Consider the following 23,626-nt stretch of genomic DNA (forward strand, 5'->3'; position numbering starts at 1 on the left):
CCGCCGGCACATGCCAGCAGCCTCACTCCGCGGCCTGCAGCGATGGCGAAGCCGGCGCGCCCGCCAGCCTGGCGACAAGCCGCTCCCGCTCGCCCGAGGCGGCGTCGGCGCTGCCGCGACGGACGTGTCCGTAGCCGCGGATCAGCGAGGGAACCGAGGCGAGCGCCGCCGCCACATCGACGTTTCCGGGCTCCAGCACACGCTGGATCAGATCGAGGTCCTCCTCGTATTGCGCGAGCAGGGCGCGTTCGAAACGCCGCTCCTCGGAACGGCCGAACACGTCGAACACGGTGCCGCGCAAGCCTCGAAACACCGCGAGGACACGCATGGCCGTCATCATCCATGGCCCGAAATTCGACTTCTTCGGCGTTCCGTCGGGCTTGGTGCGGCCAAGGGTCGGCGGGGCGAGATGGAACTCCAGCCGGTCGTAGGACTGGAACTCGCGTGAAAGCTGCCGCGCGAACGAGCCGTCCGTGTAGAGCCGGGCGACCTCGTACTCGTCCTTGATCGCCATAAGCTTGAAGAGGTTTCGCGCCGCCGCCTCGGTGATCTGCGTCGAGCCCGGCGCGACATGCGTTTCCGCCGCCTGCAGCGCGGCGATCCGGTCGGCATAGCGCCGGGCATAGCGGGCATTCTGGTAGCCGGCGAGAAACGCCTTGCGCCGGGCAATGACATCGTCGAGGCCCTGCGCCCTGTCATCGCCCGCCGCCGCTTTCCCAACGCGTGCGGCGACGAAGTCGGGCTCATGCGCGGCGCGGCGCCCCCAGCGGAAGGCGGCGACGTTCATGGACGCCGCCTGCCCGTTGATTTCGATCGCTCGTTCGATGGCCCGCGCGGCGAGCGGCACGCCGCCGAACTGGTAGGCGAAGCCGAGCAGGAACATGTTGGCGCCGAGCGAATTGCCGAACAGGACGGTCGCCGCGCGCGACGCGTCGACGAAATGCGCCTTCCCCTCGCCTGCGGCGGCGCGAATGGCCTTCTTCAACCGCTCGGTCGGCAGCGAGTAGTCGGCGTTGCGGGTGAACTCGCCCGGCATCACCTCGGCGGTGTTGGCGACGAACAGCGTATGGTCCTCGCGCGTCGCGGCGAGCACCTTTCGCGCTCCCGATACGACGAGGTCGCAGCCGAGCACGAGGTCTGCCTTGCCTGCCGACACGCGGATCGCCTGGATCTCGGCCGGGCTGCGGGCGATGCGGACATGGCTGAACACCGATCCGCCCTTCTGGGCCAGGCCTGCCATGTCGATCATGCCGCAGCCCTTGCCTTCCAGGTGCGCCGCCATGCCAAGGATGGCCCCGATGGTGACGACGCCGGTGCCGCCGACGCCGTCGACGATGGAAGCCCACCCGTCGGGGCCAAGCGCATGAGGCGCCGGCTCGGGCACGCCGTCGAGCGGGTCGCCGTCGCCGGCCGCGCCTTCGGCATGGCCGAGCTTCGCGCCGTGCACCGTGACGAAGGACGGGCAGAAACCGCCGAGGCAGGAAAAGTCCTTGTTGCAGCTCGACTGATCGATCCGGCGCTTGCGCCCGAATTCCGTCTCGACGGGCTGCACGGACACGCAGTTCGATGCCACGCCGCAGTCGCCGCAGCCCTCGCAGACCAGTTCGTTGATGATCACCCGCCGGTCCGGATCGGGATAGTCGCCGCGCTTGCGCCGACGGCGCTTCTCGGCAGCGCAGGTCTGGTCGTAGAGCAGGACGCTCACGCCCTTGATGTCGCGAAGTTCGCGCTGGACCCGGTCGAGATCGTCGCGATGGCTGAACGTCGCGCCCGCCGGGAACATCGTCCGGTCGTAGCGGTCGGGATCGTCGGAGACGACCGCGATGCGCCGGACGCCCTCGGCCTCGACCTGCCTCGCCACCATGTCGACGCTGAGCCCGCCGTCGTGCGGCTGGCCGCCCGTCATCGCGACGGCATCGTTGTAGAGGATCTTGTAGGTGATGTTGACGCCGGCGGCGAGCGCGAAGCGCAGCGCCAGGACGCCCGAATGGTTGTAGGTGCCGTCGCCCAGGTTCTGGAAGATGTGCTCGCGCTTCGAGAACGGCGCCTGGCCCACCCACTGCGCGCCCTCGCCGCCCATCTGGGTGAAGCCGACAGTCGACCGGTCCATCCAGAGCGCCATGAAATGGCAGCCGATGCCGGCCGCCGCGATCGAGCCGTCGGGAACCTTGGTGGACGTATTGTGCGGGCAGCCCGAACAGAAGAACGGCGTTCGCGAGCCGATGTCCTTGGTCTCGGCGAGCATCGCCTGGTACTGGCGGAGCCTGTCGACGCGCGCCGCGATCTCCTCCGAGGGGCCGATGACGTTCAGGATGCGCTCGCCGAGCGCGATGGCGATCTCGTTGGGATCGAGCGCGCCCTTGACCGGGAACAGCCATCCGCCGCGCTCATCCTTCTTGCCGACCACGACCGGCTGCATCGCGGTCCCGTACAGGTCCTCACGCACCTGTACTTCGATCAGCGACCGCTTCTCCTCGACGACCACGATCATCTCGAGCCCGCGGGCGAAATCCCTGAGGTGTTCGATGTCCAGCGGCCATGGGCAACCCACCTTGAAGAGCCGCACGCCGATCGCGTTCGCCTTGGCCTCGTCGACGCCGATGTCGTCGAGCGCCTGGCGCACGTCGAGATAGCTCTTGCCGACCGTGATGATGCCGAGCTTCGCGTCACGGCCGCCCGAATAGACCGTCCGGTTCAGGCCGTTGGCCCTGACGAAGGCGGCGGCGGCGGCGCGCTTGTATTCGTGCAGCCGCGCTTCCTGTCCCAGGAAATCGATCTCGTGGCGAATGTTGAAGCCGCCGGGCGGCATGTCGAAGTCGGGGATCGTCACGCCGAAGCGGTCGAGCGACGCTTCCACCGACGCGGTCGATTCGATGTTGTCCTTGACGCACTTGATGGCCGCCCAGGTTCCGGCGAAGCGCGAGAGCGCAAAGCCGTAGAGGCCGTATTCGATGAGTTCCTGCACGCCGGCCGGGTTGAGAATCGGGATCATCGTGTCGACGAACAGGAATTCCGTCGCATGCGCGTTGGTCGAGGATTCCGCCGTGTGGTCGTCGCCCATCAGGGCGAGAACGCCGCCATGTTTCGAGGAACCCGCCAGGTTGGCGTGGCGGAACACGTCGCCCGAGCGGTCGACGCCCGGACCCTTGCCGTACCAGACCGAGAAAACCCCGTCGTGCTTGCCTTCGCCCATCAGTTCGGTCTGTTGCGAGCCCCAGCACGCGGTCGCGGCGAGTTCCTCGTTGAGCCCCGGCTGGAACACGATGTCGGAATCGGCAAGCGCCTTCCTGGCGCGCCAGAACTGCTGGTCGAGCCCGCCTAGCGGCGAGCCGCGATAGCCGGAGACGAAACCTGCGGTGTTCAGCCCGGCCAGCCGGTCGCGCTCGCGCTGCATCAGCAGCATCCGGACGATCGCCTGCGCGCCGGTCAGGAAGACGCGGTCCTTGGCGAGGTCGAAACGGTCGTCGAGCGCAACGTCGTGAAGCGTCATCGGCACGTCCTCTGCGCGGGTCGGCCTGAAAACTCAGGAAGGCCAACGTAGGTTGCGTAGCGGCAGTGTTTCCCTGCTTGGATGCAAGGTCAAACGAATTCCGCGTTCCTAAACAATGAGCAAGACGCGGTCGGCGCGACCTGCGGCCCGGCAACGATCTGGCTGGCTCACGCGCCGTAGCGCACGATTCCTGCGTTTGGGCTGCGGCTAGGTCGCCGCCGGACAGGTGGCTTGGTCTTCGCCGGGCAGCTTGCCGTCGGGCCTGCCGGCCAGATCGGGATTGCTCGTGTAGAATGGGCCAACGACCAGCGGCCGATCCGGCAGCAGGTCCTGATTCTCCGAGGAGGTTATCGTCGTCTCGATCGACTGCAACAGTTTGCCTTCCGGCCCCTCGATCCGGATCGACACCTTGTAGGGCCGGTCCTTCACGACGCAGCGAACGGGCGGGCTTTCGATCGTCGTCTTCGACAGCTTCGGCCAGATCGCCTGCCTGACCTCTATGTCGTCGCCTCCGGCGGGGTCCTCGAACCGCGCGACCGCCGTCTGGCCGGCCTCGATCGGCCGCAAGGGATTGAGGTTGACCAGATAGCGGGCCGTCGCGACGCGGTAGTTGAAGACGAACAGCTTGCCGCCGACCTCGAAGAACGCGTCCTCGGCGCCGCCGGTGTCGCGGCACGCCGACACGGCGAAAAGACCAAGCAGGAGCAGGGCTCCGGCCGATCGTGATATCCGCAGCCTAGCCATCTTCCAGCTCCCTTTCGGCGACCTTGCGCGCATAGTGCCTGCGCGCCTTGCGGCGATTGCCGCAGACGGCCATGTCGCACCAGAGCCGGCTGCCGTTGCGGCTCCTGTCGACGAACAGCCAGTTGCAGTTGGCGCAGATGCGGATTTTTCGCCAGACGTCGCCGGCAAGCAGGCCGAGCGCCGAAACGGCGAGCGCCGCCTCCAGGCGCATCGGCCGCGCCGGATTGCCGAAAGGCCGGCCCTGCCCGCCGACCGCCTCGTCGGCGCCGTCGAGACAGGCGCCGCACCGCCGCAGCACGGCCGACAGATCCGCGACGCGCAGTTCGCCCGACGAAGCAGCGGAGCGGAAAAGCCGGTCGGCCGCTTCGCGCATGTCCATCACCTGACGGACCGCGCCGCCGGACGGCTCGAACGACAGCGCCCGGCCGCCCAGTTCCGTCGACCGCATGACGCTTGCGACCGAGGCGAAGCGGGCGATCTCCCCCGCATCGCCGAAACGATCGAAGGACCGCGCCGCGTCGCCCCGCAGCACGACCGTGTTCGTCGCGTCGAGGATGAGAAGGCCGCCGGAGAACCTGTGCCTGTTCCAGAGAACCGCCATAGCCAAATTCTAACTGGCATTATGTATTTGACAAGTTAGAATCGACTGGCCAGTGTTGGTTTGCGGCACCCGCCGGACGACCAGGCACATGCTCTATTTCCTGCAGCAGGTACTGAACGGCCTCCACGCCGGCGCGCTCTACGCGCTGCTGGCCTTCGGCTACGTGCTGACCAACGGCGTCCTGAAGCGCACCAACCTCGCGCACGGCCCGGTCTTCGCCTTCGCCGGCCAGGTGCTCGTCCTCGTCGCCGTCTATGGCTGGAACGTTCTGTGGCTGACGCTGCCGGCGACCGTCGCCCTCGGCATCGTCGCCGCCTTCGCCTATGCGGCGCTGACCGGCGTGGTGCTGTCGCGAAGCGTGTTCCTGCCGCTCGCCTCGCGATCGCCCAACGCCATCGTCGTCGCCACCCTCGGCGTCGCGCTAGTGTTGATGGAACTCGCCCGCCTCGCCGCCGAAACACGCGACTTCTGGCTGCCGCCGATGCTTGCCCGCACGGTCACCTTCCTGGCGGCGGACGGATTCGCGGTGACGCTGACGGTGATCCAGCTCGCCAACTGCGCGCTGGCGGTCGCGGTGATCGGGTTGGCGGCCGCAATCCTGTCGACATCGCGCCTCGGCCGCTACTGGCGCGCGGTCAGCGACGATCCGGCCGCGGCCGCGATGTGCGGCATCGACGTCATCGCTGTCTTCCACGCGGCGGTGATCGGCGGCGCGCTCCTCGCCGCGCTCGCCGGCGTGATGGCCGCCCTCTACTACGGCAACATCAGCTTCGGGACCGGTCTGGTCTACGGGCTCAAGGTCCTCTTCGTGACGGCGGTTGGCGGTTATCGCGACCCGCTCAGGGCGGCGCTCGGCGCCGCCTGCTTCGGCATCGCCGAATCCCTCTGGGCCGGGTACTTCCCGCTCGAATGGCGCGACGCCTGGATGTTCGCCTTCCTCGTCGCGCTCCTGCTTCTGTCGAGAAGCGGCGAAACCGCAGCGGGGCGCATCGACGTCACGCGGAGTTGAGCACCCTTCCCCTAGGGCATGGACCAACGCATTAAGCCACCGTTGTTGACGCTGGCCGCGACCGGCGGCATACCGTTCCAAGCCGGCGACCCACAACGGGCTCGGCGAAATGGGAGGTATCCGATGTCGGGATTGCTCGCGCTTTCGCGGGGTATCGATCGTTTCAACGAGGTGGTCGGCCGCGCCGTCTCCTGGCTCATCCTGCTGGCCATTCTCGTCAGCGCGGCCAATGCCGTGATCCGCAAGGCCCTGAACACGTCGTCCAACGCCTGGCTGGAACTGCAGTGGTATCTGTTCGGCGCCGCCTTCCTGCTCGCCGCCGCCTACACGCTTCGGCAGAACGAGCACATCCGCATCGACGTCGTCTACGGCGCGTTTTCGCGCCGCGTGCAGCACTGGATCGACCTCTTCGGGCACGTCTTCTTCCTGATGCCCTTCGTCGTGCTGATGATCTTCTATTTCGTACCCTATGTGAGCCTTTCCGTCAGGTCCGGAGAAATGTCGTCGAGCGCGGGCGGCCTCATCCTGTGGCCCGCCAAGGCGCTGCTTCTCATCGGCTTCCTCCAGCTTGGACTCCAGGGCGTGTCCGAAATCATCAAGAAGATCGCCATCATACGCGGCGACATGGACGATCCGACACCCTTCGTCTCCGCCCACGAACAGGCCGAACTTGAAGGCAAGGCGCTCGCCGGGGAGACCCGCCCGTGATCGAGTTCATCGCCCAGAACATGGCGCCGATCATGTTCGCCTCGCTCGTCATCTTCCTTCTCATCGGATACCCGGTCGCCTTCTCGCTCGCCGCCAACGGCCTGCTCTTCTTCTTCATCGCCGTCGAACTGGCGCCCTATTCCAACGACACGATTCACCTCTCCTGGCCGCTGCTCTATGCCCTCCCGGAACGCTTCTGGGGCGTCATGTCGAACGAGACGCTGCTCGCCATCCCGTTTTTCACCTTCATGGGCATCGTGCTGGAGCGTTCCGGCATGGCCGAGGATCTTCTCGACACCATCGGCCAGCTGTTCGGGCCTGTGCGCGGCGGCCTCGCCTATGCCGTGATCATCGTCGGCGCGCTGCTGGCGGCCACCACCGGCGTCGTCGCCGCGTCGGTCATCGCGATGGGGCTGATCTCGCTGCCGATCATGCTGCGCTACGGCTATGACAGGCGCGCCGCCACCGGCGTCATCGCCGCCTCAGGCACGCTCGCCCAGATCATCCCGCCGTCTCTCGTCCTGATCGTGCTCGCCGATCAGCTCGGCCGTTCGGTCGGCGACATGTATGCAGGCGCCATCATCCCCGGCCTCATCCTCACCAGCCTCTACATGGGCTACGTGCTCGTCCTCTCGTTCCTGAAGCGCGATTCCATGCCTGCGCTTCCACCCGAAGCGCGCACCCTCGGGCACGGCGTGACGTCGCTCATCGTCGCACTGATCGTCGCCGCCGCGATCGCCTATGCCGCCCACGTCTACCTGACGCCGGCGCACGGCGCCAACGCCGACATTCTCGGCGCCACCGTCGGCGTCGCCGTCATCTATGCGGTGGCCATCGCCGACCGGACGCTCGGCCTCAACCTGATGTCGCGGCTGGCCCAGCAGGTCATCATCGTGCTGATCCCGCCGCTGGCGCTGATCTTCCTCGTCCTCGGCACCATCTTCCTCGGCGTCGCGACGCCGACCGAGGGCGGCGCCATGGGCGCCGTCGGCGCCCTGATCATGGCTGCGGCCAAGGGCCGCCTGACCCTCGACGTCATCCGGCAGGCGCTGGCCTCGACTACGCGTCTCTCGGCCTTCGTCATGTTCATCCTGATCGGCGCCCGGGTGTTTTCGCTGACCTTCTACGGCGTGAACGGCCATCTCTGGGTCGAGCACCTGCTGGTGTCGCTGCCAGGCGGCGAAACCGGCTTCCTGATCGCCGTCAACATCCTGGTCTTCTTTCTCGCCTTCTTCCTCGACTTCTTCGAGCTGGCCTTCATCATCGTGCCGCTGCTGGCGCCGGCCGCCGACCGTCTCGGCATCGACCTGATCTGGTTCGGCATCCTGCTCGGCATCAACATGCAGACAAGCTTCATGCATCCGCCGTTCGGCTTCGCGCTGTTCTACCTGCGCTCGGTCGCCGCGCGTGTGCCCTATCTCGACCGCATCACCGGCAAGCAGATCGCGCCGGTCACGACCGGGCAGATCTACTGGGGCGCGGTGCCGTTCGTCTGCATCCAGATCATCATGGTGGGCCTGACCATCGCATTCCCGCAGATGGTGATGCACTACAAGGGCGAGACGGTCGACCCGGCCAATGTCGAGATCGTCCTGCCGCCTCTCGGCGGCGACAGCGGTCCTGGACTGCCGGGCCTCGGACTGCCGCCGCTCGGCGCTCCGCCGGCCGACGGGGCGCCCGCCACTTCAGCGCCGCCCGCCAATGACCTGTCGGCGCCGCCGAGCTTCGGCGAGAAGCCGGCCGAGCCCGCGCCGCCGGCCAACGACCTCTCGCAGCCGCCGGCGTTCAACTGACGCGGCATTCCGCACGATGCAAAAAGGCCCCGGATCGTCGCCGATCCGGGGCCTTCGCTTTTGGGGTCAGGTGTCGGCTTACAGCTTTCCGCCGCGCTGCTGCACCATCATGAAGGTGTCGTAGTTGTATTCTGCGATCTGCATGTTCAGGTAGTAGTCCTTCCTGAAGGCGACGATCGAATCCCAGATCTTCTTGAAGTTCGCGTTGGACGCGGTCATCTCGGCATAGACCTCGTTCGCCTTGTCGAAGCAGGCGGACAGGATCTCCGTGCTGAACGGCCGCAGCTGCGCCCCGTTGGCGACCAGGTTCCGGATCGCCGTCGGGTTGAGGTAGTCGTACTTCTGCAGCATGTTGGCGTCCGTCGCCTGCGCGGCCGTCCGCACCAGCGACTGGTACGCGGGCGGCAGGGCGTCGAACTGTCCCTTGTTGAACATCAGGTGGACGGTCGGGCCGCCTTCCCACCAGCCGGGATAGTAGTAGTAGGGCGCGACCTTCTGGAAGCCGAGCTTCTCGTCGTCATAGGGACCGACCCATTCGGCGGCGTCGATCGTGCCCTTCTCCAGCGCCGGGTAGATGTCGCCGCCGGCGATCTGCTGCGGCACGACGCCGAGCTTCTCGACGACCTTGCCGGCGAAGCCGCCGATGCGCATCTTCAGGCCCTGCATGTCGGCGACGGTGTTGATCTCCTTGCGGAACCAGCCGCCCATCTGCACGCCGGTGTTGCCGCCCGGATAGCCGACCAGCCCCTGCGCCGCCAGGAACTCGTTGAACATCTCGATGCCGCCGCCGTGGTAGGCCCAGGCGTTCATGCCGCGCGCATTGAGCGCGAACGGTACTGCGGCGCCGAGCGCCCATGTCGGGTCCTTGCCCCAGTAATAGTATGACACCGTATGGCACGCCTCGACCGTACCGGCCGCGGCCGCGTCGGCCGCCTGCAGTCCGGGGACGATCTCACCCGCTGCGAAGACCTGCACCGTGAAGTTGCCGTCGGTCGCCTCGGACACCATCTTCGAGAAGACCTCGGCGCCGCCGTAAATGGTGTCGAGCGACTTCGGGAACGAAGACGTCAGGCGCCAGGTGACCTTCGGATTTGACTGCGCGATGGCCGGCGCTGCCAGCGTGGCGGTTGCAGCCGCCGCGCCGAGCCCGGCGGTCCCCGCCTTACGAATGAATGAACGACGATCCATGCGATACCTCCCATCTTGGATCAGATTGCCTGCCCCAAGGGAAGCCATTGATTTCCTTGGCGGCGATCGAGGCGACAATACACGCGACGGGTATCAAGTCCAGCGCTCGGGCGCCAATCCGCCTAAAGTCGCAACGTCACGTGGAGGAACTCTCCGCCGCCCTGAAGCGGCGGTCGCGGGAGTTGCCTTCATCTTGACCGGCGCGATGGATTTGCGCCCGCCGATCGCCTATCTTGTAGGCACAGACACATCGGTTCGGACATTTCGCGCATGCTACAGCCCCTCGTCGCCGTTTCGACCGACGTTAAGCATTTCGAGAATTACGACTGGCACGCAACGCCGAAGCAGTATCTCGAGGCGGCCATTGCCGGCGCGGGCGTGTTTCCGGTCCTTGTGCCGTCCTTCGGCGACCGCCTCGACCTCGACAGGCTGCTCGAGTCTGTCGACGGCGTGATGCTGACCGGCTCCAAGTCGAACGTGCAGCCGTCGCTCTACGGCGCCGAGGCGACCGAGGCCAACGGCCCCTACGATCCGCAGCGCGACGCGACCACCCTGCCGCTGATCCGCAAGGCGCTGGAGCGGGGCGTGCCCCTGCTCGCCATCTGCCGCGGCATCCAGGAGCTCAACGTGGCGCTCGGCGGTACGCTGGCGACGGAGATCCAGGAGCGCCCGGGCTCGCTCGACCATCGGGCACCCGTCTCCGACGATCAGGACGAGCGTTTCGGCATCCGCCAGAGTGTCTCGATCAAGCCAGGCAGCTGCCTCGCCGGCGTCTTCGGTGCGGGCGAGATCATGGTGAACTCCGTCCACCGCCAGGCGATCGACGGCCTTGGCGATCGACTGCAGGTCGAGGCCGTGGCCGAGGACGGCACCATCGAGGCGGTCTCGGTCCGGGATTCGCGCGCCTTCGCGGTCGGCGTCCAGTGGCATCCCGAATACTGGGTGCACGCAGACGGCAACTCGGCGAAGATCTTCCGTGCCTTCGGCGAGGCGGCGCGCGTCCATGCGCAGGCGCGCAACGGGCTGCGCACCGCGGCGGAGTAGTCAGCCCTTCGCCTTCACATGCGCCGTTTCCGGCACCGCCGTGACCGGCTCGCCCCTCCCGAACCAGGACTCGAGATTGTCGACGACGAGGTCGGCCATGGCGTTTCGCGTATGCACCGACGCCGAGCCGACATGTGGCAGAAGCGAGGCGTTCGGCACGTCGATCAGCGCCTGCGGCACGTTCGGTTCGTCGGCAAACACGTCGAGGCCGGCGGCGAAGATCGTGCCGTCGCGGAGCGCTGCGGCGAGCGCGTCCTCGTCGACCGTGCTGCCGCGGCCGATATTGACGAAGACGCCCGTCGGGCCGAGCGCGGCCAGCACCTCGGCATTGACCGCCTTCGCCGTCGATGCGCCGCCCGGCAGGACGGAAATCAGCGTGTCCACCGCGCTGGCCAGCGCGACCGGCGTCGGATGATAGTCATAGGCCAGTCCCGCGACGGGGCGGCGGTTGTGATAGGCGACCGACAGGCCGAAGGCCTCCAGCCGGCGCGCGATCGCCTGGCCGATGCGTCCCATGCCGAGGATGCCGGCCTTGCGGCCGCGCAATGTCCCGGGCGTCAGCCGGTAAGGCCCTTCCTTCGCCCAGCGCCCCTCGCGCAGGTAGGTTTCCGCGCGCGGGAACTCGCGCACCGTGTTGATCAGCAGACCGAGCGCCGTGTCGGCCACTTCCTCGGTCAGCACGTCGGGCGTGTTGGTGACCATGATGTCGGATTTTCCGGCATGCGCCGCGTCCACCGAATCGTAGCCGACGCCGAAGCTCGCGACGATCTCGAGCTTCGGCAGCGCACGCATGAAGGCGGCGTTGATTCCGCCGAACGCTGCGATGCCGCGCACCTTGCCGGCCAGTTCCGGCGTAATCCCGGCCGGGTCGGCGCTGTCCATGCGGATCATCTCGAAGGTCTTGTCGATCCGCTTGGCGGCATGCGCGTTCAGCGGCCCGGGCACCAGGATGGTGATCCGGCTGAGGTCGGGTGAATTGGTCATCAACGCTCCACGGGTTTTCCGGTTGACTGCCGGACATGCAGTTCCGGCTTGATGAGTTCCTGCGAGGGGCGCACGGCATGCCCGGACAGCTTGTCGAGCAGCGCCCGGGCCGCCTGCCGGCCGACCTCGCGCTGGCCGTTCCAGACGGTCGTCAGCGCCGGCGTGGCGATCGCCGCCTCCTCCAGATCGTCGTATCCGGTGACCGAGATGTCCACCCCCGGGACGAGGCCGGCGCGCGCAATCCCGTTCATCAGGCCGATGGCGACGAGGTCGTTCCAGCAGCAGGCCGCCGTCGGCCGGTCCTTCAGCGCCAGGAACCGGCTGGCGGCCTCGAAGCCGGCCTGCTTCGTGCGCGGCCCCGGAATCCGCCAGTGCGGCATGATGTCCAGCCCGGCCGCCTCCATGGCGCTCACATAGCCCTGGTAGCGATCCCGCCCGGTCGACGTCTGGTCGGTGCCGCCGATCATGGCGATGCGTTTGTGGCCGAGCGAGATCAGGTGGTTGGTCGCGAGCCCGGTACCGTAGGCGTCGTCGCCCCGGAACACCGGCACCTGGGCGCCTTCCACCGTCCGCGCGATCAGCACGGCCGGCAGGCCGTTCTCCTCGGCCATCACGATGTCGTCGCGCGGCGTGCCGATCGCCGGCGACATGATCACCCCGTCTGCGCCGAGTTGCAGCAGCGTGTCGATGAATGTGCGCTGCTTCTCGAGCTGGTCGTAGTGGTTGGACAGGATGAAGGTCTGGCGGCTGCGGTCGAGCTCACTCTCGATCGAGCGCAGGATTTCCGCGAAGAAGGGGTTCATGATGTCGTGCACGACGACGCCGACGATGCCCGACCGCGACGTGCGCAGGCTGGCTGCCCGGCGGTTGTAGATGTAGCCGATCGCGCGGGCATGGTCCTTGATGCGGTCGCGCGTGGCGTCGGCGACGAGCGGACTGTCACGCAGCGCCAGCGAAACCGTGGCCGTGGACACGCCGAGCGCGTCCGCGATGGTCGATAGCTTGATCTTCTGTGCCAGGGCGCCCTCCGGCTCCTGTTTTAAACAGTTTAAAACGCGCTTACGCCATCGACCGCCGCAAGGTCAAAGCTTTTTTGCCAGTTCCTCGTCCTCGGCATTGGGCGCGGCGCTGTTCTGCACGTGCAGGCGGTGTTCCCGATGGACGATGTAAAGCCCGCTCGCCACGATGATCGCGGCCCCGGCGACCGTCCAGATATCCGGCAGCTGGTCGAAGACGAGCCAGCCGAAGGCGATCATCCAGACCATCTGCAGGTAGGGATAGGGCGCCAGCGCCGAGGCGGTCGCGACGCGGTAGGCGCGGATCAGGAACCAATGGCCGAGCGCGCCGTAGACGCCGAGCGAGAGCAGGATCGCCCAGTGCCACGCGTCCTGCGGCAGCGAGACCGTGAAGGGCAGCGTCGGCGCCAGCAGCACCACCGGGGTCAGCGCGGCGAACAGGATCAGGCTTTCCGACGTCTCGCTGGCGGCCATCCTGCGGGTCATGATGACATAGAGGCAGTTGCAGAACATCGCGCCGAGCGCATAGACATGGCCGATCGCGAAGACGCCGACGCCCGGCCGGGTGATGACGAGCACGCCGACGAGACCGGTCAGCACGGCCATCCAGCGGCGCCATCCGGCCCATTCCCCCAGCAGCGGCCCGGCGAGCGCGGTGATCACCATCGGCCCGAAGAAGTAGATCGAGGTCGATTCCGCCAGCTGCAGCGTCTGCAGCGCGAGAAAGTTCAAGATGGTCGAGCCGAACAGGAAGCTGCCGCGCAGGACGTGGGCGGGCAGGCTTGCGGCCCGGAAGCGCTCTCGTTCGCGCCAGCCGCGCAGCAGGAAGAGCACCACGACGACATGCACCGCGAACCGCATCCAGACCGCGAACAGCGGCGCCACGCCCGCGAGCACGACATATTTCGCGCTGGTGTCGAGGAAGCTGAAGAAAACGTAGACGACGATCATGTACATGATCGCCGCCGGCGGCGTCGCAGCTTCGGAAGCGGGAAGAGGTCTTTTCAAGGGCGGGGCCGTTTCGTGCCGACATCCACCTATTGGTTGAATCGCGCCTTCGCCGCAACCGGCAATCCGTCAGTGTTGCAAGATTGCGGGGCTACTCGTCCGCGTCGGCCTCGTCCTCGAGCTCGATCAGGTCGCCGTTGCCGAGGTTGGCCTCGATGCGGGCCAGCAGCTTCGACAGCACCTTCTGTTCCTTCTTGTCGAGCCCCTTGAGCGCCAGCTTCTCGGTCTTGCGGACGGATTTTTCGATCGCCTTGATCGTTTCCCTGCCCGGTTCGGTCAGGAAGATGTGCGCCTGGCGGGCATCCTGGCTGGAAGCCTGTTTGTCGAGGAAACCCTGCGCCTGCAGCCGGTTTATCGTCTTTGTGATGGTCGGCGGCCGCACGCCGAGGCGCGCCGCCAGCTGGCCCGGCGTCTGCCCGTCGTCCTGGCTCAACGCCAGCATGATCTGGTCCTGGCCCGCATAGAAGCCATGCGTGAGCAGCCGCGCCGCCAGTGCGGTCCGCGACAGCCGCGCGGCCGAATGCAGCCGGCTCATCGTAGCGCCCTTGTTGGTCTTTGCCATGTGCTTCCCCAATTTTAGCCGGAGTGCCGGCAGCCACCGAACGGCCACCCTGCAAAGCGCCGCGGCCCCGCCTGGCAAAGCCTTTTGCCGGCAAGCGAAGCCGTTGCGCCGAAGCTAATGCCAGATCGACATAACAGTTAGATGACAAACAAAAATGACTCGGTTGAAAACCTCAGTCTTCCTCGTCGTCCCGGCGTGCCGGAGCAACCGGGGGAGGTGCAAATCCGTGCCTTCCACCCTATATGGAGCCTCTGATCGGCAGAGGCAGAAATTCATGAGCGAAGCGCAGACCCAGATTCCGGTAACCGTCCTGACCGGCTACCTCGGTTCCGGCAAGACGACCCTCCTCAACAGGATCCTGTCGGAAAGCCACGGCAAGCGGTACGCGGTCATCGTCAACGAGTTCGGCGAGATCGGCATCGACAACGACCTGATCGTGGAATCCGACGAGGAAATCTACGAGATGAACAACGGCTGCGTCTGCTGCACCGTGCGCGGCGACCTGATCCGGGTCGTCGAGGGGCTGATGCGCCGCCCCGGCCGCTTCGACGCCATCGTTGTCGAGACCACGGGGCTCGCCGACCCCGCGCCGGTCGCCCAGACCTTCTTTATGGACGACGACGTGCGTTCGAAGACGAAGCTCGACGCGGTGGTGGCGCTGGTCGACGCCAAGCATCTGCCGCTCAGGCTGAAGGATTCCAGGGAGGCCGAGGACCAGATCGCGTTTGCCGACGTCGTTGTCCTGAACAAGGCCGACCTTGTGACGCCGGAGGAACTCGCGGCCGTCGAGGCGACGGTGCGCGCCATCAACCCGTCCGCGAAGATCCACCGCACGGAGCGCTCGCGCGTCGACCTCGCCGAAGTGCTCGATCGCGGCGCCTTCGACCTGAAGCGGACGCTCGACAACGACCCGCACTTCCTCGACGGCGACGACCGTCACGACCATGGCGGCCACGACCACCACGCCTCGCCCATCCACGATGTCGGCGTGAAGTCCATTTCGCTGCGCGGCGGCGAGATGGACCCCAAGAAGTTCTTCCCCTGGATCGAGAAGATCACCCAGATGGAGGGTCCCAACATCCTGCGCCTCAAGGGCATCATCGCGCTGAAGGACGATCCGGACCGCTATGTGCTGCAGGGCGTGCACATGATCATCGAGGGCGACCACCAGCGCCCCTGGAAGGACGACGAGGCGCATGAGAGCCGGCTCGTCTTCATCGGCCGCGATCTCGACGAGGAGCGGTTGCGCAGGAGTTTCGAGGCCTGCCAGGCAGCTTGATCGGTCGTCCGGTCCGCCGCTGACTTCCTGCCTCTCATCTGGCCCGCGGAAGCCGGACAGGGATGATTTCCCGCGCTGGCGCCACCCCTCTCCCCGTCCTTGCGGCGAGAGGGTAAGGGTGGAGGCAGCGTAAACTTGAAATGGACTAGACCGAACAATGCCAACCGTCGCGCCGCTTGACCTCGAAGGCCATTGCATCGCCGCCGTCTTCCTCGGCGGCGTGCCGCATTTCGCGCTGGCCGACGGAACGATCCACCGCCTCGACCATGGCCACAAGACGCTCGCGGTCCACGACGGGCTGCTTTGCGCCACCCTCGACCAGTCCGGGTCGCGGCTGATCACCGGCGGCGAGGACGGCAGAATCTGCGCCAGTTCAGGCGATGCGACCGAGGTGCTCGCCGAGGCCGGGCGCAAATGGATCGGCAGCGTCGCCTGCGGCCCGCAGGGCGCAATCGCCTATGCCGCCGGCCGCTCCGCCTTCGTGCGCTTCGCCGACGGCAGGACCAGGGAATTCCAGCATCCGCGCACCGTCGAGGGGCTTGCCTTCTCGCCCAAGGGCATGCGGCTCGGCGTCGCCCGCTACAACGGCGTGACGCTGCATTTCCCGGCGACCGACGGCAAGCCGGCGGAACTCGAATGGGCCGGCGCGCACACCGCGGTCACCTTCTCTCCGGACGGCAACTTTGTCGTCACGGCGATGCAGGAAAACGCCCTGCACGGCTGGAAGATCGCCGACGGCAAGCACATGCGCATGACCGGTTATCCGGCCAAGGTGAAGAGCCTGTCCTGGAGCGCCAAGGGCAGGTGGCTGGCAAGTTCCGGCGCGCAGGCGGCAATCGTCTGGCCGTTCCAGGCCAAGGACGGGCCGATGGGCAAGGCGCCGCTGGAGCTCGGCACGCGCGGCAATGCCATGGTGACCTGCGTCGCCTGCCACCCCAGCCAGGATATCGCGGCGATCGGCTACGACGACGGCATGGTGATGGCGGTGCGCTTCGCCGATACCAAGGAAGTCCTGCTGCGCCGCCCCGGCAAGGGCGCCATCACGGCGATGATGTGGGACGACGAAGAGCGCCGCATCGCCTTCGGCGCCGAAACCGGCGACTGCGGCGTCATCGACATAGCCGGCTAGGCAGGCATTCTTTCCGGCCCCGAGGCGGGCCGCGCCGGCTTGCGGCGCAACGCCAGCCCGTCGCGCATGTTGAGCGACAAGAGCGTGATGTTGACGGCGCCCGCGATCAATTCGAGCGCCTGGACGGTAGCGAACGCCGCGTCGAACGCGCCGGCCTCCGCCCTGCCCGCCAGGAAAACCGCCGACGGAATGAGGATCAGGATGCCGTTCGCGGCGGCGATCTTCATGCGCCGCTTCTTGCGCTCGACGGCCGGGCTGCGCCATCCCCTGCCGAGGGAAAGGCCCAACGCGCCGGCGACGGCCATCGCCGGGATCAGCACCAGCATGCCGGCCACGATGCACTTCTTGACCGAGGCTATGGCCGCGGCGTCGCCGAAAAGTTCGGTGGCGGCCGTCGCGCACCAGAAGATGCAGATCGTCAGCAGCGCCAGTGCTCCGGCAACAGCGTGAGCCTTTGTCTTCATCGTCCTGTCTCCATATATATAGCATGCTATCTATCATTGGATAGCGTGCTATGCAACTGCTATTCCTGCGCCATGGCATTCGACAAGACCCGCTCCGCCGGCTTCCTCGCGAACCACATGGCCAGGCTGTTCGCCAAGGGCCTGCAGCAGAACATCAGGCCGCTGGGCCTCGCGCCTGCGCAGTTCATGACGCTGGTCGCTCTTTGGGAGCAGGACGGTCTGACGCAGCGCGAGCTTGTCGAGCGGCTCGACGTCGAGCAGGCGACCATGGCCAATACGCTGACCCGGATGGAGCGTGATCGGCTGATCGAGCGCCGCGCCCATCCCGGGGATGGGCGCTCGCAGTCGATCCACCTGACCCCGAAGGCGGTGGCGCTTCGCGAACCGGCAACGGCGGCGGCCGGCCGGGTGAACGCCGAGGCGCTCGGCGGCCTCACCGAAGAGGAGCGGCTGCTGTTCGTCGATCTCGCGCGCCGCGTGGTCGCGTCGCTGAAGCAGCGCTACTGAGTTCGACGCGAAGCGCCGCATCGTCTTCGAAGCGAAATCCTGCGACCGCCTGACCTGCCGGCCAGGGTTCTGAACTGCGACGAAACCTTGCCAAGCCCGGGCCTTGGGCGCATCCTCGCCGGACATGCGATGAGGAGGCGATCTTGGCAGGCATTACGCTGTTTGCTTGGGCGACGCCGGCGTTCATCAGCGGCTCGCCTGTCGACCATACCTGGGTCACGACCTACGACAACCGGCAGCACAGCTACGCCAATGCGGCGGCAGTCGCGGCGGCCGGCAAGGACTACTGGTTCTGCTGGGGCAGCTATCACGCAGCCGGTGGCACGCCCGGCAATCCCACCGGCGCGCTCGGCAGCCAGGCCGGCAACCTCGCCCTCGCGCGCTGCCTGGTGCAATCCAATGCCGACTCCCGGTCGGCCCCGGCGGCAAGGGGCACGATCTACGTCTATGGCGTCGACGGTGTCTGCCATCAACTCGCCAACCAGGTCCTCTATGCCACCAGTGGCCGGAAACTCACGGTCAACCGGGCGCGCGGATATTTCGCCAGCAGTTTCCTGTATGGCACATATGGCCTGCAGCACGCCGCCTGGGCCAGCAAGATCGCCGGCTGCGCGACGACCGCGGCCGCAGCGCCGGGCGGCGGTCCATCCGGCGCCAGCCGTGGAGTCCTGAAGATGGCCGATCTGATCGACGATTTCGAGGAACACGCCCGCGCGGTTCTCGGGCGCGACGACCCTGAACTTCTCTCCCGGCTGCTTGCCCTGAGGGCGGAGGTCAACAGCTACCTCGCGCAGAAGATCCCGGGTGTCGAACCGCCAGACGCCGAGACGCTGAACGCGCGCAACCAGCATCTGCTGACCGAAGCGGCGCGGTTGCTGGGCGCCGAGCGTTTCGAGCAGGTGTTCGGTTTTCCGGCAGGCGAGGCCATCAACCTCGTCGACCCGTCACTCGCCCGCGGCGCACCGGAATAGCGGACGGCCCGGCCGCCACTACTCGGCAAAGCAGGATACCTTGCCGGCGAACGTCGCGGTCCTGCCCTCGGCGCTGGCGGCGTCGCTTGTGTCGTAGAGGACGGCCTCGTAGTCGCCATCGTAGAGGCCTTCGCCGTCATCGCCCGGCCGCGCCTTCGTCCGGATGGTCAGTTCCACGTAGCCGTGCGGCGCGTCGCCGTCCCGCTCGCGGTAGACGAGCAGCCTGAGATCCTCGCCGTCCAGCCAGTACTGCGCGACATGCTCGCGGGAAAATTCCGTCGTTCCGAGATCGGCGGCGACGTCAGTGCCGGCGATCTCCAGCGTCCCCTGGAAGCTGAACAGCGGGGCGCCCATGCCCCGCGCCACGCCGCCGCCAAGCTCGAAGGTGACACCGCCCTCCTCCGCCGAGCAACTGATGCCGCCGGAGGCGGAGGCCGCGACCGGCGACAGCGCCAGGACCGTCGTCAGAATGGCAAGACGCATGGCATCTCCTCCTCCGTTCGTGGCAGCATACGCGCGCAAATGACGGCGCGGTCAAGGCGCCTGCCGCTGCGGCAGGCTTTCGCCGGAGCCCCTCATCGCGTATGGCGCGGTGCAGAACGCACCCCCGGACCCCGCGCAGGCATGATTCGTCTCGAAAGCATTAGCAAGCAGAACGGCAAGCAGATCGTCTTCATCGAGGCGTCGGCGACCCTCCAGAAGGGCGAGAAGGTCGGCCTCGTCGGCCCCAACGGGGCCGGCAAGACGACCCTGTTCCGCATGGTGACCGGGCAGGAGCAGCCCGACGAAGGCCAGGTGTCGGTCGATCGTGGCGTCACCATCGGCTATTTCAGCCAGGACGTCGGCGACATGGCCGGCCGCAGCGCCGTCGCCGAGGTGATGGAGGGGGCCGGGCCGGTCAGCCTCGTCGCCGGCGAGATGCGCGAGTTGGAAGCGGCGATGGCCGACCCCGATCGCGCCGACGAGATGGACGCCATCATCGAGCGCTACGGTGAACTGCAGGCGCGGTTCGAGGATCTCGACGGCTATGCCCTCGACGGGCGCTCGCGCGAGGTGCTGGCTGGCCTCGGCTTCAGCCAGGAGATGATGGACGGTCCCGTCGACGCGCTGTCCGGCGGCTGGAAGATGCGCGTCGCGCTGGCCCGCATCCTGCTGATGCGCCCCGACGTGATGCTGCTCGACGAGCCGAGCAACCATCTCGACCTCGAGAGCCTGATCTGGCTGGAGACCTTCCTCAAGGGATATGACGGCGCCGTGCTGATGACTTCGCACGATCGCGAGTTCATGAACCGCATCGTCGGCAAGATCGTCGAGATCGACGGCGGCTCGCTGACCACCTACTCCGGCGATTACGAGTTCTATCAGCAGCAGCGCGCCATCGCCGACCGGCAGATGCAGGCGCAGTTCGAGCGCCAGCAGGCGATGCTGGCCAAGGAAATCGCCTTCATCGAGCGCTTCAAGGCGCGCGCCTCGCACGCGGCCCAGGTGCAGAGCCGGGTCAAGAAGCTGGAGAAGATCGACAAGGTCGAACCGCCGAAGCGCCGCCAGACCGTCAAGTTCGAGTTCCAGCCCGCGCCGCGCTCTGGCGAGGACATCGTCACGCTGAAGAACGTCGGCAAGCGCTATGGCAGCCGCACCATCTACGACGACCTCGACTTCCAGGTTCGCCGCCGCGAGCGCTGGTGCGTGATGGGCATCAACGGCGCCGGCAAGTCGACCCTGCTGAAGCTGGCGACCGGAACCGTGGAACCCGACCAGGGTTCGGTGTCGCGCGGGCCGAGCGTCAGGATGGCCTATTTTGCGCAGCACGCGATGGAGGTTCTCGAGGGCGAGCGAACGGTGTTCCAGACGCTCGAAGACGCGTTTCCCCAGGCCGGGCAGGCGCCGTTGCGGGCACTTGCCGGCTGCTTTGGCTTTTCCGGCGACGAGATCGACAAGAAGTGCCGCGTGCTGTCGGGCGGCGAGAAGGCGCGCCTGGTGATGGCGATGATGCTGTTTGACCCGCCGAACTTCCTCGTCCTCGACGAGCCGACCAACCATCTCGACATGGCGACGAAGGAAATGCTCATCGCGGCCCTGGAGCAGTATGAGGGCACGATGCTGTTCGTCTCCCACGATCGCCACTTCCTCGCCGCGCTTTCCAACCGCGTGCTCGAACTGACCGACGACGGCATCCGCACCTATGGCGGCGGCTACACGGAATATGTGGCGCGCACCGGCCAGGAGGCGCCGGGCCTGCGCAGCTAGCCGCCATTCGTTCCGGATTGCCTGCGCTCACGCGGCCAGCTACCACTTGGCCGTCGGGAGGGCATCTATGGCGAACAGGCAGTCGAACGAGCAGTCGCAGGGCGGGGTCGGTCTCGCCCGCATCAGGAAGCTGCGTACCGCCGAGGCGAAAGCCTTCCGGGCGGCGCGACCGAAATCGGAAGCCGCCTTCGGCAAGGGCATAGCCGGCTTCTTCGGCGGCGTGCCCATGCACTGGATGAACGACTGGCCGACGCCCTTCCCGATCATGGTCGAGCGCGCCCGCGGCGCGACCATCCTCGACATCGACGGCATCAGGCTGGACGACTTCTGCCTCGGCGACACCGGCTCCATGTTCGGCCATTCGCCGCCGCCGGTCGCCCGCGCCATCCGCCGCCAGGCCGACCGCGGCCTGACCTACATGCTGCCCGATGAAGATACGCTGGTGCTCGGGCGCCTTCTGTCGGAGCGTTTCGGCCTGCCGGAGTGGCAGATCGCCACCACCGCCACAGACGCCAACCGTTTTGCGCTGCGCGTCGCGCGCGCCGTCACCGGGCGGCCGAAGATCCTTGTGTTCAACGGCTGCTATCACGGCTCGGTCGACGAGACGATGGTGCGCCTCGTCGACGGCAAGCCCGTCAACCGGCCCGGCCTCGCCGGCGAGTTTCGCGACCTGACAAGGGCAACGCAAGTCGTCGAGTTCAACGACATCCCCGCGCTCGAGAAGGCGCTCGCCGGAAAGGACGTCGCCTGCGTCATCGCCGAACCGGTGCTCACCAATTCCTGCATGGTGCTGCCCGACGCCGGCTTCCACGACGCGCTGCGCCGGCTGACCCGCAAGGCCGGAACGCTGCTCCTGATCGACGAGACGCACACCATCTCCACCGGCCCCGGCGGCTATACGAGGCGCTACGGCCTCGACCCCGACCTCTTCGTGCTCGGCAAGCCGGTCGCCGGCGGCGTGCCGGCCAGCGTCTGGGGCATGAGCGCCGATCTCGCCCGCCGCTTCCGTGCCTACCACAAGGCGAAGGAGCCGGGCTATTCCGGCATGGGCACCACGCTGTCGGCCAATCCGCTTCAGTTCGCCGCCATGCGCGCCACGCTGGAGGAGGTGATGACAGAGGCCAACTACGATCACATGGAGCGACTGGCCAAGCGCCTCGAAGCAGGGCTTTGCGCCGCCATTGCCAGGCACCGGCTGCCATGGCACGTCGCCCGGGTCGGCGCGCGCGTCGAGTTCATCTGCGCCGAGGGGCCGCTGCGGAATGGCGGCGAGGCGGAGGCCGCGCATGCACCGGCCCTCGAAGCGGCGATCCATGTAGCGCTGGTCAACCGCGGCGTGCTGATCGCGCCCTTCCACAACATGATGCTGGTCTCTCCGGCGACCACCGCCCGCCAGGTCGACTGCCTCGTCCGGGCTTTCGGCGAGGTTGCCGGAAGCCTCGCCGCGTGAGACAAGCGCCCGGCCAACAGAGTTTCACCATGCTATCTCCATCCGGCTCGACCACCGAGGAAGCCAAGGCTTTTCTCGAGGCCCATCCCGAGATCGAGGCGTTCGACATCGTGCTCACCGACGCCAATGGCGTCGGCCGCGGCAAGATCATCCGGCGCCACGAGCTGATGAGCCTCTACGAACACGGCCGCCACCTGCCGATCTCCATCCTCGGGCTCGACATCACCGGCGAGGACGTGCACGAAACCGGCCTGATCTGGGATTCCGGCGACGGCGACCTCCGGGCCTGGCCGATCCCCGGCTCGCTGAAGCCGCTGCACGGCACCCAGCCGCCGCGCGGCCAGGTGCTGCTGTCGATGTTCGCACTCGACGGCGCGCCGATGACGTCGGACCCGCGCCATGCGCTCGCCCGCCAGGTCGAGGCCTTCGCGGCGAAGGGCCTTTTTCCAGCCGGCGCCTTCGAGCTCGAATTTTTCCTGCTCGCCAACGAGCGCGACGCCGAGGGCCGCGTCCAGCCCGCCACCGCGGTGCTCGACGGCCGCAAGAGCGGCAAGACCGAGGTCTATTCGGTCGACCATCTGCACGGCATGGAGCCGCTCTTCTCCGACATCTACGCCGCGGCCGCCGCGCAGGGCATCCCGGCGGAAACCGTCATCTCGGAATATGCACCGGGCCAGTACGAGCTCACGCTCAACTACAGGAAAGACATCCTGCAGGCCGCAGATGACCTGCTGATGCTGAAGCGCCTTGTGCGCGCGCAGGCGCGCCGCCACGGCGTCACCGCCTGCTTCATGGCCAAGCCGATCGAGAAATACGCCGGTTCGGGCATGCATCTGCACGTCTCGCTGCAGGACAAGGACGGCAAGAACGTCTTCGTCGAGGAGCGCGAGGGCGCCTGGTCGCCGAACCTGCTCCATGCGCTGGGCGGCCTCTCGGCCACCATGGCGGAATCGATGCTGGTGTTTGCCCCGCATGCCAATTCCTGGCGGCGCTTCGTGTCGCAGTCCTATGCGCCCGTGGCGCCGACATGGGGCGTCAACAACCGCTCGGTGGCGCTGCGCGTGCCGGCCGGAAGCATCGCCGCGCGGCGCATCGAGCACCGTCCGTCCGGCGTCGACGCCAACCCCTATCTGGTGGCCGCCACCGTGCTCGCCGGAATAAGCAAGGGGCTGGACGAGAAGCTCGATCCCGGCGCGGAAACCAAGGGCAATGGCTACGAGGCCGCGCCCGACGCGGCGACCACCATGCCGCCGGACTGGCGCTCGGCCATCGAGGCCGCCAAGGGGTCGGACTTCCTGAAGCAGGCGCTCGGCGAGGACATGCACCGCACCTTCACCGCCATCAAGCAGGCGGAATATCTGCGCGTCGCCCGCACCGTCAGTGAACTCGACTACCACCTCTACCTGCACGAAGTCTGACTTCGGCCGCGCGT

Annotated in this window: 21 protein-coding genes; 11 read left to right on the top strand and 10 right to left on the bottom strand. The window is 67.2% G+C overall.

Annotated elements, in window-relative coordinates; translation table 11 throughout:
- Window positions 1-22: 22 nt before the first annotated feature.
- From ABUE31_RS05790 to ABUE31_RS05800, 3 genes are all read right to left on the bottom strand, one after another.
- Complete coding sequence (locus tag ABUE31_RS05790) at window positions 23-3,490, bottom strand: indolepyruvate ferredoxin oxidoreductase family protein (protein WP_367722591.1); 3,468 nt, start codon at window positions 3,488-3,490, stop codon at window positions 23-25.
- Window positions 3,491-3,697: 207 nt separating this feature from the next.
- Complete coding sequence (locus tag ABUE31_RS05795) at window positions 3,698-4,234, bottom strand: hypothetical protein (protein WP_367722592.1); 537 nt, start codon at window positions 4,232-4,234, stop codon at window positions 3,698-3,700.
- Window positions 4,227-4,835, bottom strand: a complete 609-nt coding sequence (locus tag ABUE31_RS05800) for a CGNR zinc finger domain-containing protein (RefSeq protein ID WP_367722593.1) — start codon at window positions 4,833-4,835, stop codon at window positions 4,227-4,229. The genes ABUE31_RS05795 and ABUE31_RS05800 overlap by 8 nt, the downstream gene beginning before the upstream one ends.
- Before the next feature lie 88 nt (window positions 4,836-4,923).
- Between ABUE31_RS05800 and ABUE31_RS05805 the strand changes: the two genes are divergently transcribed.
- The 3 genes from ABUE31_RS05805 (at window position 4,924) to ABUE31_RS05815 (ending at window position 8,345) form a co-directional block, all read left to right on the top strand.
- Complete coding sequence (locus ABUE31_RS05805) at window positions 4,924-5,844, top strand: branched-chain amino acid ABC transporter permease (RefSeq protein WP_367722594.1); 921 nt, start codon at window positions 4,924-4,926, stop codon at window positions 5,842-5,844.
- A 123-nt stretch (window positions 5,845-5,967) separates the two neighbouring features.
- Window positions 5,968-6,552: a TRAP transporter small permease subunit gene (locus tag ABUE31_RS05810; protein WP_367722595.1), complete on the top strand. Its 585-nt coding sequence runs from the start codon at window positions 5,968-5,970 to the stop codon at window positions 6,550-6,552.
- Complete coding sequence (locus tag ABUE31_RS05815) at window positions 6,549-8,345, top strand: TRAP transporter large permease (protein ID WP_367722596.1); 1,797 nt, start codon at window positions 6,549-6,551, stop codon at window positions 8,343-8,345. Before ABUE31_RS05810 ends, ABUE31_RS05815 begins: the two co-directional genes overlap by 4 nt.
- 78 nt (window positions 8,346-8,423) lie before the next feature.
- Here ABUE31_RS05815 and ABUE31_RS05820 read toward each other — a convergent pair whose 3' ends face one another.
- Window positions 8,424-9,533, bottom strand: coding sequence for a TRAP transporter substrate-binding protein (locus tag ABUE31_RS05820; protein WP_367722597.1), 1,110 nt, complete (start codon window positions 9,531-9,533; stop codon window positions 8,424-8,426).
- A gap of 270 nt (window positions 9,534-9,803) precedes the next feature.
- Here ABUE31_RS05820 and ABUE31_RS05825 point away from each other — a divergent pair, with 270 nt between their 5' ends.
- Window positions 9,804-10,577 carry a gamma-glutamyl-gamma-aminobutyrate hydrolase family protein gene (locus ABUE31_RS05825; protein ID WP_367722598.1) on the top strand — a complete coding sequence of 258 codons (774 nt, stop codon included), beginning with the start codon at window positions 9,804-9,806 and terminating at the stop codon, window positions 10,575-10,577.
- Here ABUE31_RS05825 and ABUE31_RS05830 read toward each other — a convergent pair whose 3' ends face one another.
- The 4 genes from ABUE31_RS05830 to ABUE31_RS05845 form a co-directional block, all read right to left on the bottom strand.
- Window positions 10,578-11,561: a 2-hydroxyacid dehydrogenase gene (locus ABUE31_RS05830; protein ID WP_367722599.1), complete on the bottom strand. Its 984-nt coding sequence runs from the start codon at window positions 11,559-11,561 to the stop codon at window positions 10,578-10,580.
- The gene (locus tag ABUE31_RS05835) at window positions 11,561-12,580 is read right to left on the bottom strand and encodes a LacI family DNA-binding transcriptional regulator (RefSeq protein ID WP_367723556.1); all 1,020 of its coding nucleotides are present in this window, start codon (window positions 12,578-12,580) and stop codon (window positions 11,561-11,563) included. The genes ABUE31_RS05830 and ABUE31_RS05835 overlap by 1 nt, the downstream gene beginning before the upstream one ends.
- A gap of 63 nt (window positions 12,581-12,643) precedes the next feature.
- Window positions 12,644-13,528: a DMT family transporter gene (locus tag ABUE31_RS05840; RefSeq protein ID WP_367723558.1), complete on the bottom strand. Its 885-nt coding sequence runs from the start codon at window positions 13,526-13,528 to the stop codon at window positions 12,644-12,646.
- A 148-nt stretch (window positions 13,529-13,676) separates the two neighbouring features.
- Window positions 13,677-14,147 carry a MarR family winged helix-turn-helix transcriptional regulator gene (locus tag ABUE31_RS05845; RefSeq protein WP_367722600.1) on the bottom strand — a complete coding sequence of 157 codons (471 nt, stop codon included), beginning with the start codon at window positions 14,145-14,147 and terminating at the stop codon, window positions 13,677-13,679.
- Between the two features lie 274 nt (window positions 14,148-14,421).
- Here ABUE31_RS05845 and ABUE31_RS05850 point away from each other — a divergent pair, with 274 nt between their 5' ends.
- Together ABUE31_RS05850 and ABUE31_RS05855 are read left to right on the top strand one after the other, a co-directional pair.
- Window positions 14,422-15,426, top strand: coding sequence for a CobW family GTP-binding protein (locus tag ABUE31_RS05850; protein ID WP_367722601.1), 1,005 nt, complete (start codon window positions 14,422-14,424; stop codon window positions 15,424-15,426).
- A 157-nt stretch (window positions 15,427-15,583) separates the two neighbouring features.
- A complete protein-coding gene (locus ABUE31_RS05855; RefSeq protein ID WP_367722602.1) occupies window positions 15,584-16,555 on the top strand; it encodes a WD40 repeat domain-containing protein in 972 nt (323 codons plus the stop codon).
- On the opposite strand, the gene ABUE31_RS05860 is transcribed toward ABUE31_RS05855, so the two are convergent.
- Window positions 16,552-17,019 (bottom strand): hypothetical protein, encoded by a 468-nt coding sequence (locus tag ABUE31_RS05860; protein ID WP_367722603.1) that lies wholly within the window; start codon window positions 17,017-17,019, stop codon window positions 16,552-16,554. The two genes, ABUE31_RS05855 and ABUE31_RS05860, sit on opposite strands and share 4 nt — an antisense overlap.
- A gap of 72 nt (window positions 17,020-17,091) precedes the next feature.
- On the opposite strand from ABUE31_RS05860, the gene ABUE31_RS05865 reads away from it, so the two are divergent.
- Both ABUE31_RS05865 and ABUE31_RS05870 read left to right on the top strand, forming a co-directional pair.
- The gene (locus ABUE31_RS05865) at window positions 17,092-17,526 is read left to right on the top strand and encodes a MarR family winged helix-turn-helix transcriptional regulator (RefSeq protein ID WP_367722604.1); all 435 of its coding nucleotides are present in this window, start codon (window positions 17,092-17,094) and stop codon (window positions 17,524-17,526) included.
- A 143-nt stretch (window positions 17,527-17,669) separates the two neighbouring features.
- On the top strand, window positions 17,670-18,497 hold the full coding sequence (locus ABUE31_RS05870) for a hypothetical protein (protein WP_367722605.1): 828 nt from the start codon (window positions 17,670-17,672) through the stop codon (window positions 18,495-18,497).
- An 18-nt stretch (window positions 18,498-18,515) separates the two neighbouring features.
- Here ABUE31_RS05870 and ABUE31_RS05875 read toward each other — a convergent pair whose 3' ends face one another.
- Window positions 18,516-18,980, bottom strand: a complete 465-nt coding sequence (locus tag ABUE31_RS05875) for a hypothetical protein (RefSeq protein ID WP_367722606.1) — start codon at window positions 18,978-18,980, stop codon at window positions 18,516-18,518.
- Between the two features lie 141 nt (window positions 18,981-19,121).
- On the opposite strand from ABUE31_RS05875, the gene ABUE31_RS05880 reads away from it, so the two are divergent.
- The 3 genes from ABUE31_RS05880 (at window position 19,122) to ABUE31_RS05890 (ending at window position 23,612) form a co-directional block, all read left to right on the top strand.
- The gene (locus tag ABUE31_RS05880; RefSeq protein WP_367722607.1) at window positions 19,122-20,744 is read left to right on the top strand and encodes an ABC-F family ATP-binding cassette domain-containing protein; all 1,623 of its coding nucleotides are present in this window, start codon (window positions 19,122-19,124) and stop codon (window positions 20,742-20,744) included.
- Window positions 20,745-20,811: 67 nt separating this feature from the next.
- Window positions 20,812-22,194, top strand: a complete 1,383-nt coding sequence (locus ABUE31_RS05885) for an aspartate aminotransferase family protein (RefSeq protein ID WP_367722608.1) — start codon at window positions 20,812-20,814, stop codon at window positions 22,192-22,194.
- A gap of 29 nt (window positions 22,195-22,223) precedes the next feature.
- Entirely contained in the window at window positions 22,224-23,612 is a 1,389-nt protein-coding gene (locus tag ABUE31_RS05890) for a glutamine synthetase family protein (RefSeq protein WP_367722609.1), read from the top strand.
- The last annotated feature ends 14 nt before the right edge of the window (window positions 23,613-23,626 follow it).

The sequence above is a fragment of the Mesorhizobium marinum genome, from assembly GCF_040813675.1.
In the GTDB taxonomy this organism is placed as follows: domain Bacteria; phylum Pseudomonadota; class Alphaproteobacteria; order Rhizobiales; family Rhizobiaceae; genus Mesorhizobium_K; species Mesorhizobium_K marinum.

What these genes read in the sequence shown, in the direction of transcription:
- ABUE31_RS05790 (WP_367722591.1), bottom strand. Translation starts at nt 3,490, where the DNA reads ATGACGCTTCACGACGTTGCGCTCGACGACCGTTTCGACCTCGCCAAG.
- ABUE31_RS05795 (WP_367722592.1), bottom strand. Translation starts at nt 4,234, where the DNA reads ATGGCTAGGCTGCGGATATCACGATCGGCCGGAGCCCTGCTCCTGCTT.
- ABUE31_RS05800 (WP_367722593.1), bottom strand. Translation starts at nt 4,835, where the DNA reads ATGGCGGTTCTCTGGAACAGGCACAGGTTCTCCGGCGGCCTTCTCATC.
- ABUE31_RS05805 (WP_367722594.1), top strand. Translation starts at nt 4,924, where the DNA reads ATGCTCTATTTCCTGCAGCAGGTACTGAACGGCCTCCACGCCGGCGCG.
- ABUE31_RS05810 (WP_367722595.1), top strand. Translation starts at nt 5,968, where the DNA reads ATGTCGGGATTGCTCGCGCTTTCGCGGGGTATCGATCGTTTCAACGAG.
- ABUE31_RS05820 (WP_367722597.1), bottom strand. Translation starts at nt 9,533, where the DNA reads ATGGATCGTCGTTCATTCATTCGTAAGGCGGGGACCGCCGGGCTCGGC.
- ABUE31_RS05825 (WP_367722598.1), top strand. Translation starts at nt 9,804, where the DNA reads ATGCTACAGCCCCTCGTCGCCGTTTCGACCGACGTTAAGCATTTCGAG.
- ABUE31_RS05830 (WP_367722599.1), bottom strand. Translation starts at nt 11,561, where the DNA reads ATGACCAATTCACCCGACCTCAGCCGGATCACCATCCTGGTGCCCGGG.
- ABUE31_RS05840 (WP_367723558.1), bottom strand. Translation starts at nt 13,528, where the DNA reads ATGATCGTCGTCTACGTTTTCTTCAGCTTCCTCGACACCAGCGCGAAA.
- ABUE31_RS05845 (WP_367722600.1), bottom strand. Translation starts at nt 14,147, where the DNA reads ATGGCAAAGACCAACAAGGGCGCTACGATGAGCCGGCTGCATTCGGCC.
- ABUE31_RS05850 (WP_367722601.1), top strand. Translation starts at nt 14,422, where the DNA reads ATGAGCGAAGCGCAGACCCAGATTCCGGTAACCGTCCTGACCGGCTAC.
- ABUE31_RS05855 (WP_367722602.1), top strand. Translation starts at nt 15,584, where the DNA reads ATGCCAACCGTCGCGCCGCTTGACCTCGAAGGCCATTGCATCGCCGCC.
- ABUE31_RS05860 (WP_367722603.1), bottom strand. Translation starts at nt 17,019, where the DNA reads ATGAAGACAAAGGCTCACGCTGTTGCCGGAGCACTGGCGCTGCTGACG.
- ABUE31_RS05865 (WP_367722604.1), top strand. Translation starts at nt 17,092, where the DNA reads ATGGCATTCGACAAGACCCGCTCCGCCGGCTTCCTCGCGAACCACATG.
- ABUE31_RS05875 (WP_367722606.1), bottom strand. Translation starts at nt 18,980, where the DNA reads ATGCGTCTTGCCATTCTGACGACGGTCCTGGCGCTGTCGCCGGTCGCG.
- ABUE31_RS05880 (WP_367722607.1), top strand. Translation starts at nt 19,122, where the DNA reads ATGATTCGTCTCGAAAGCATTAGCAAGCAGAACGGCAAGCAGATCGTC.
- ABUE31_RS05885 (WP_367722608.1), top strand. Translation starts at nt 20,812, where the DNA reads ATGGCGAACAGGCAGTCGAACGAGCAGTCGCAGGGCGGGGTCGGTCTC.
- ABUE31_RS05890 (WP_367722609.1), top strand. Translation starts at nt 22,224, where the DNA reads ATGCTATCTCCATCCGGCTCGACCACCGAGGAAGCCAAGGCTTTTCTC.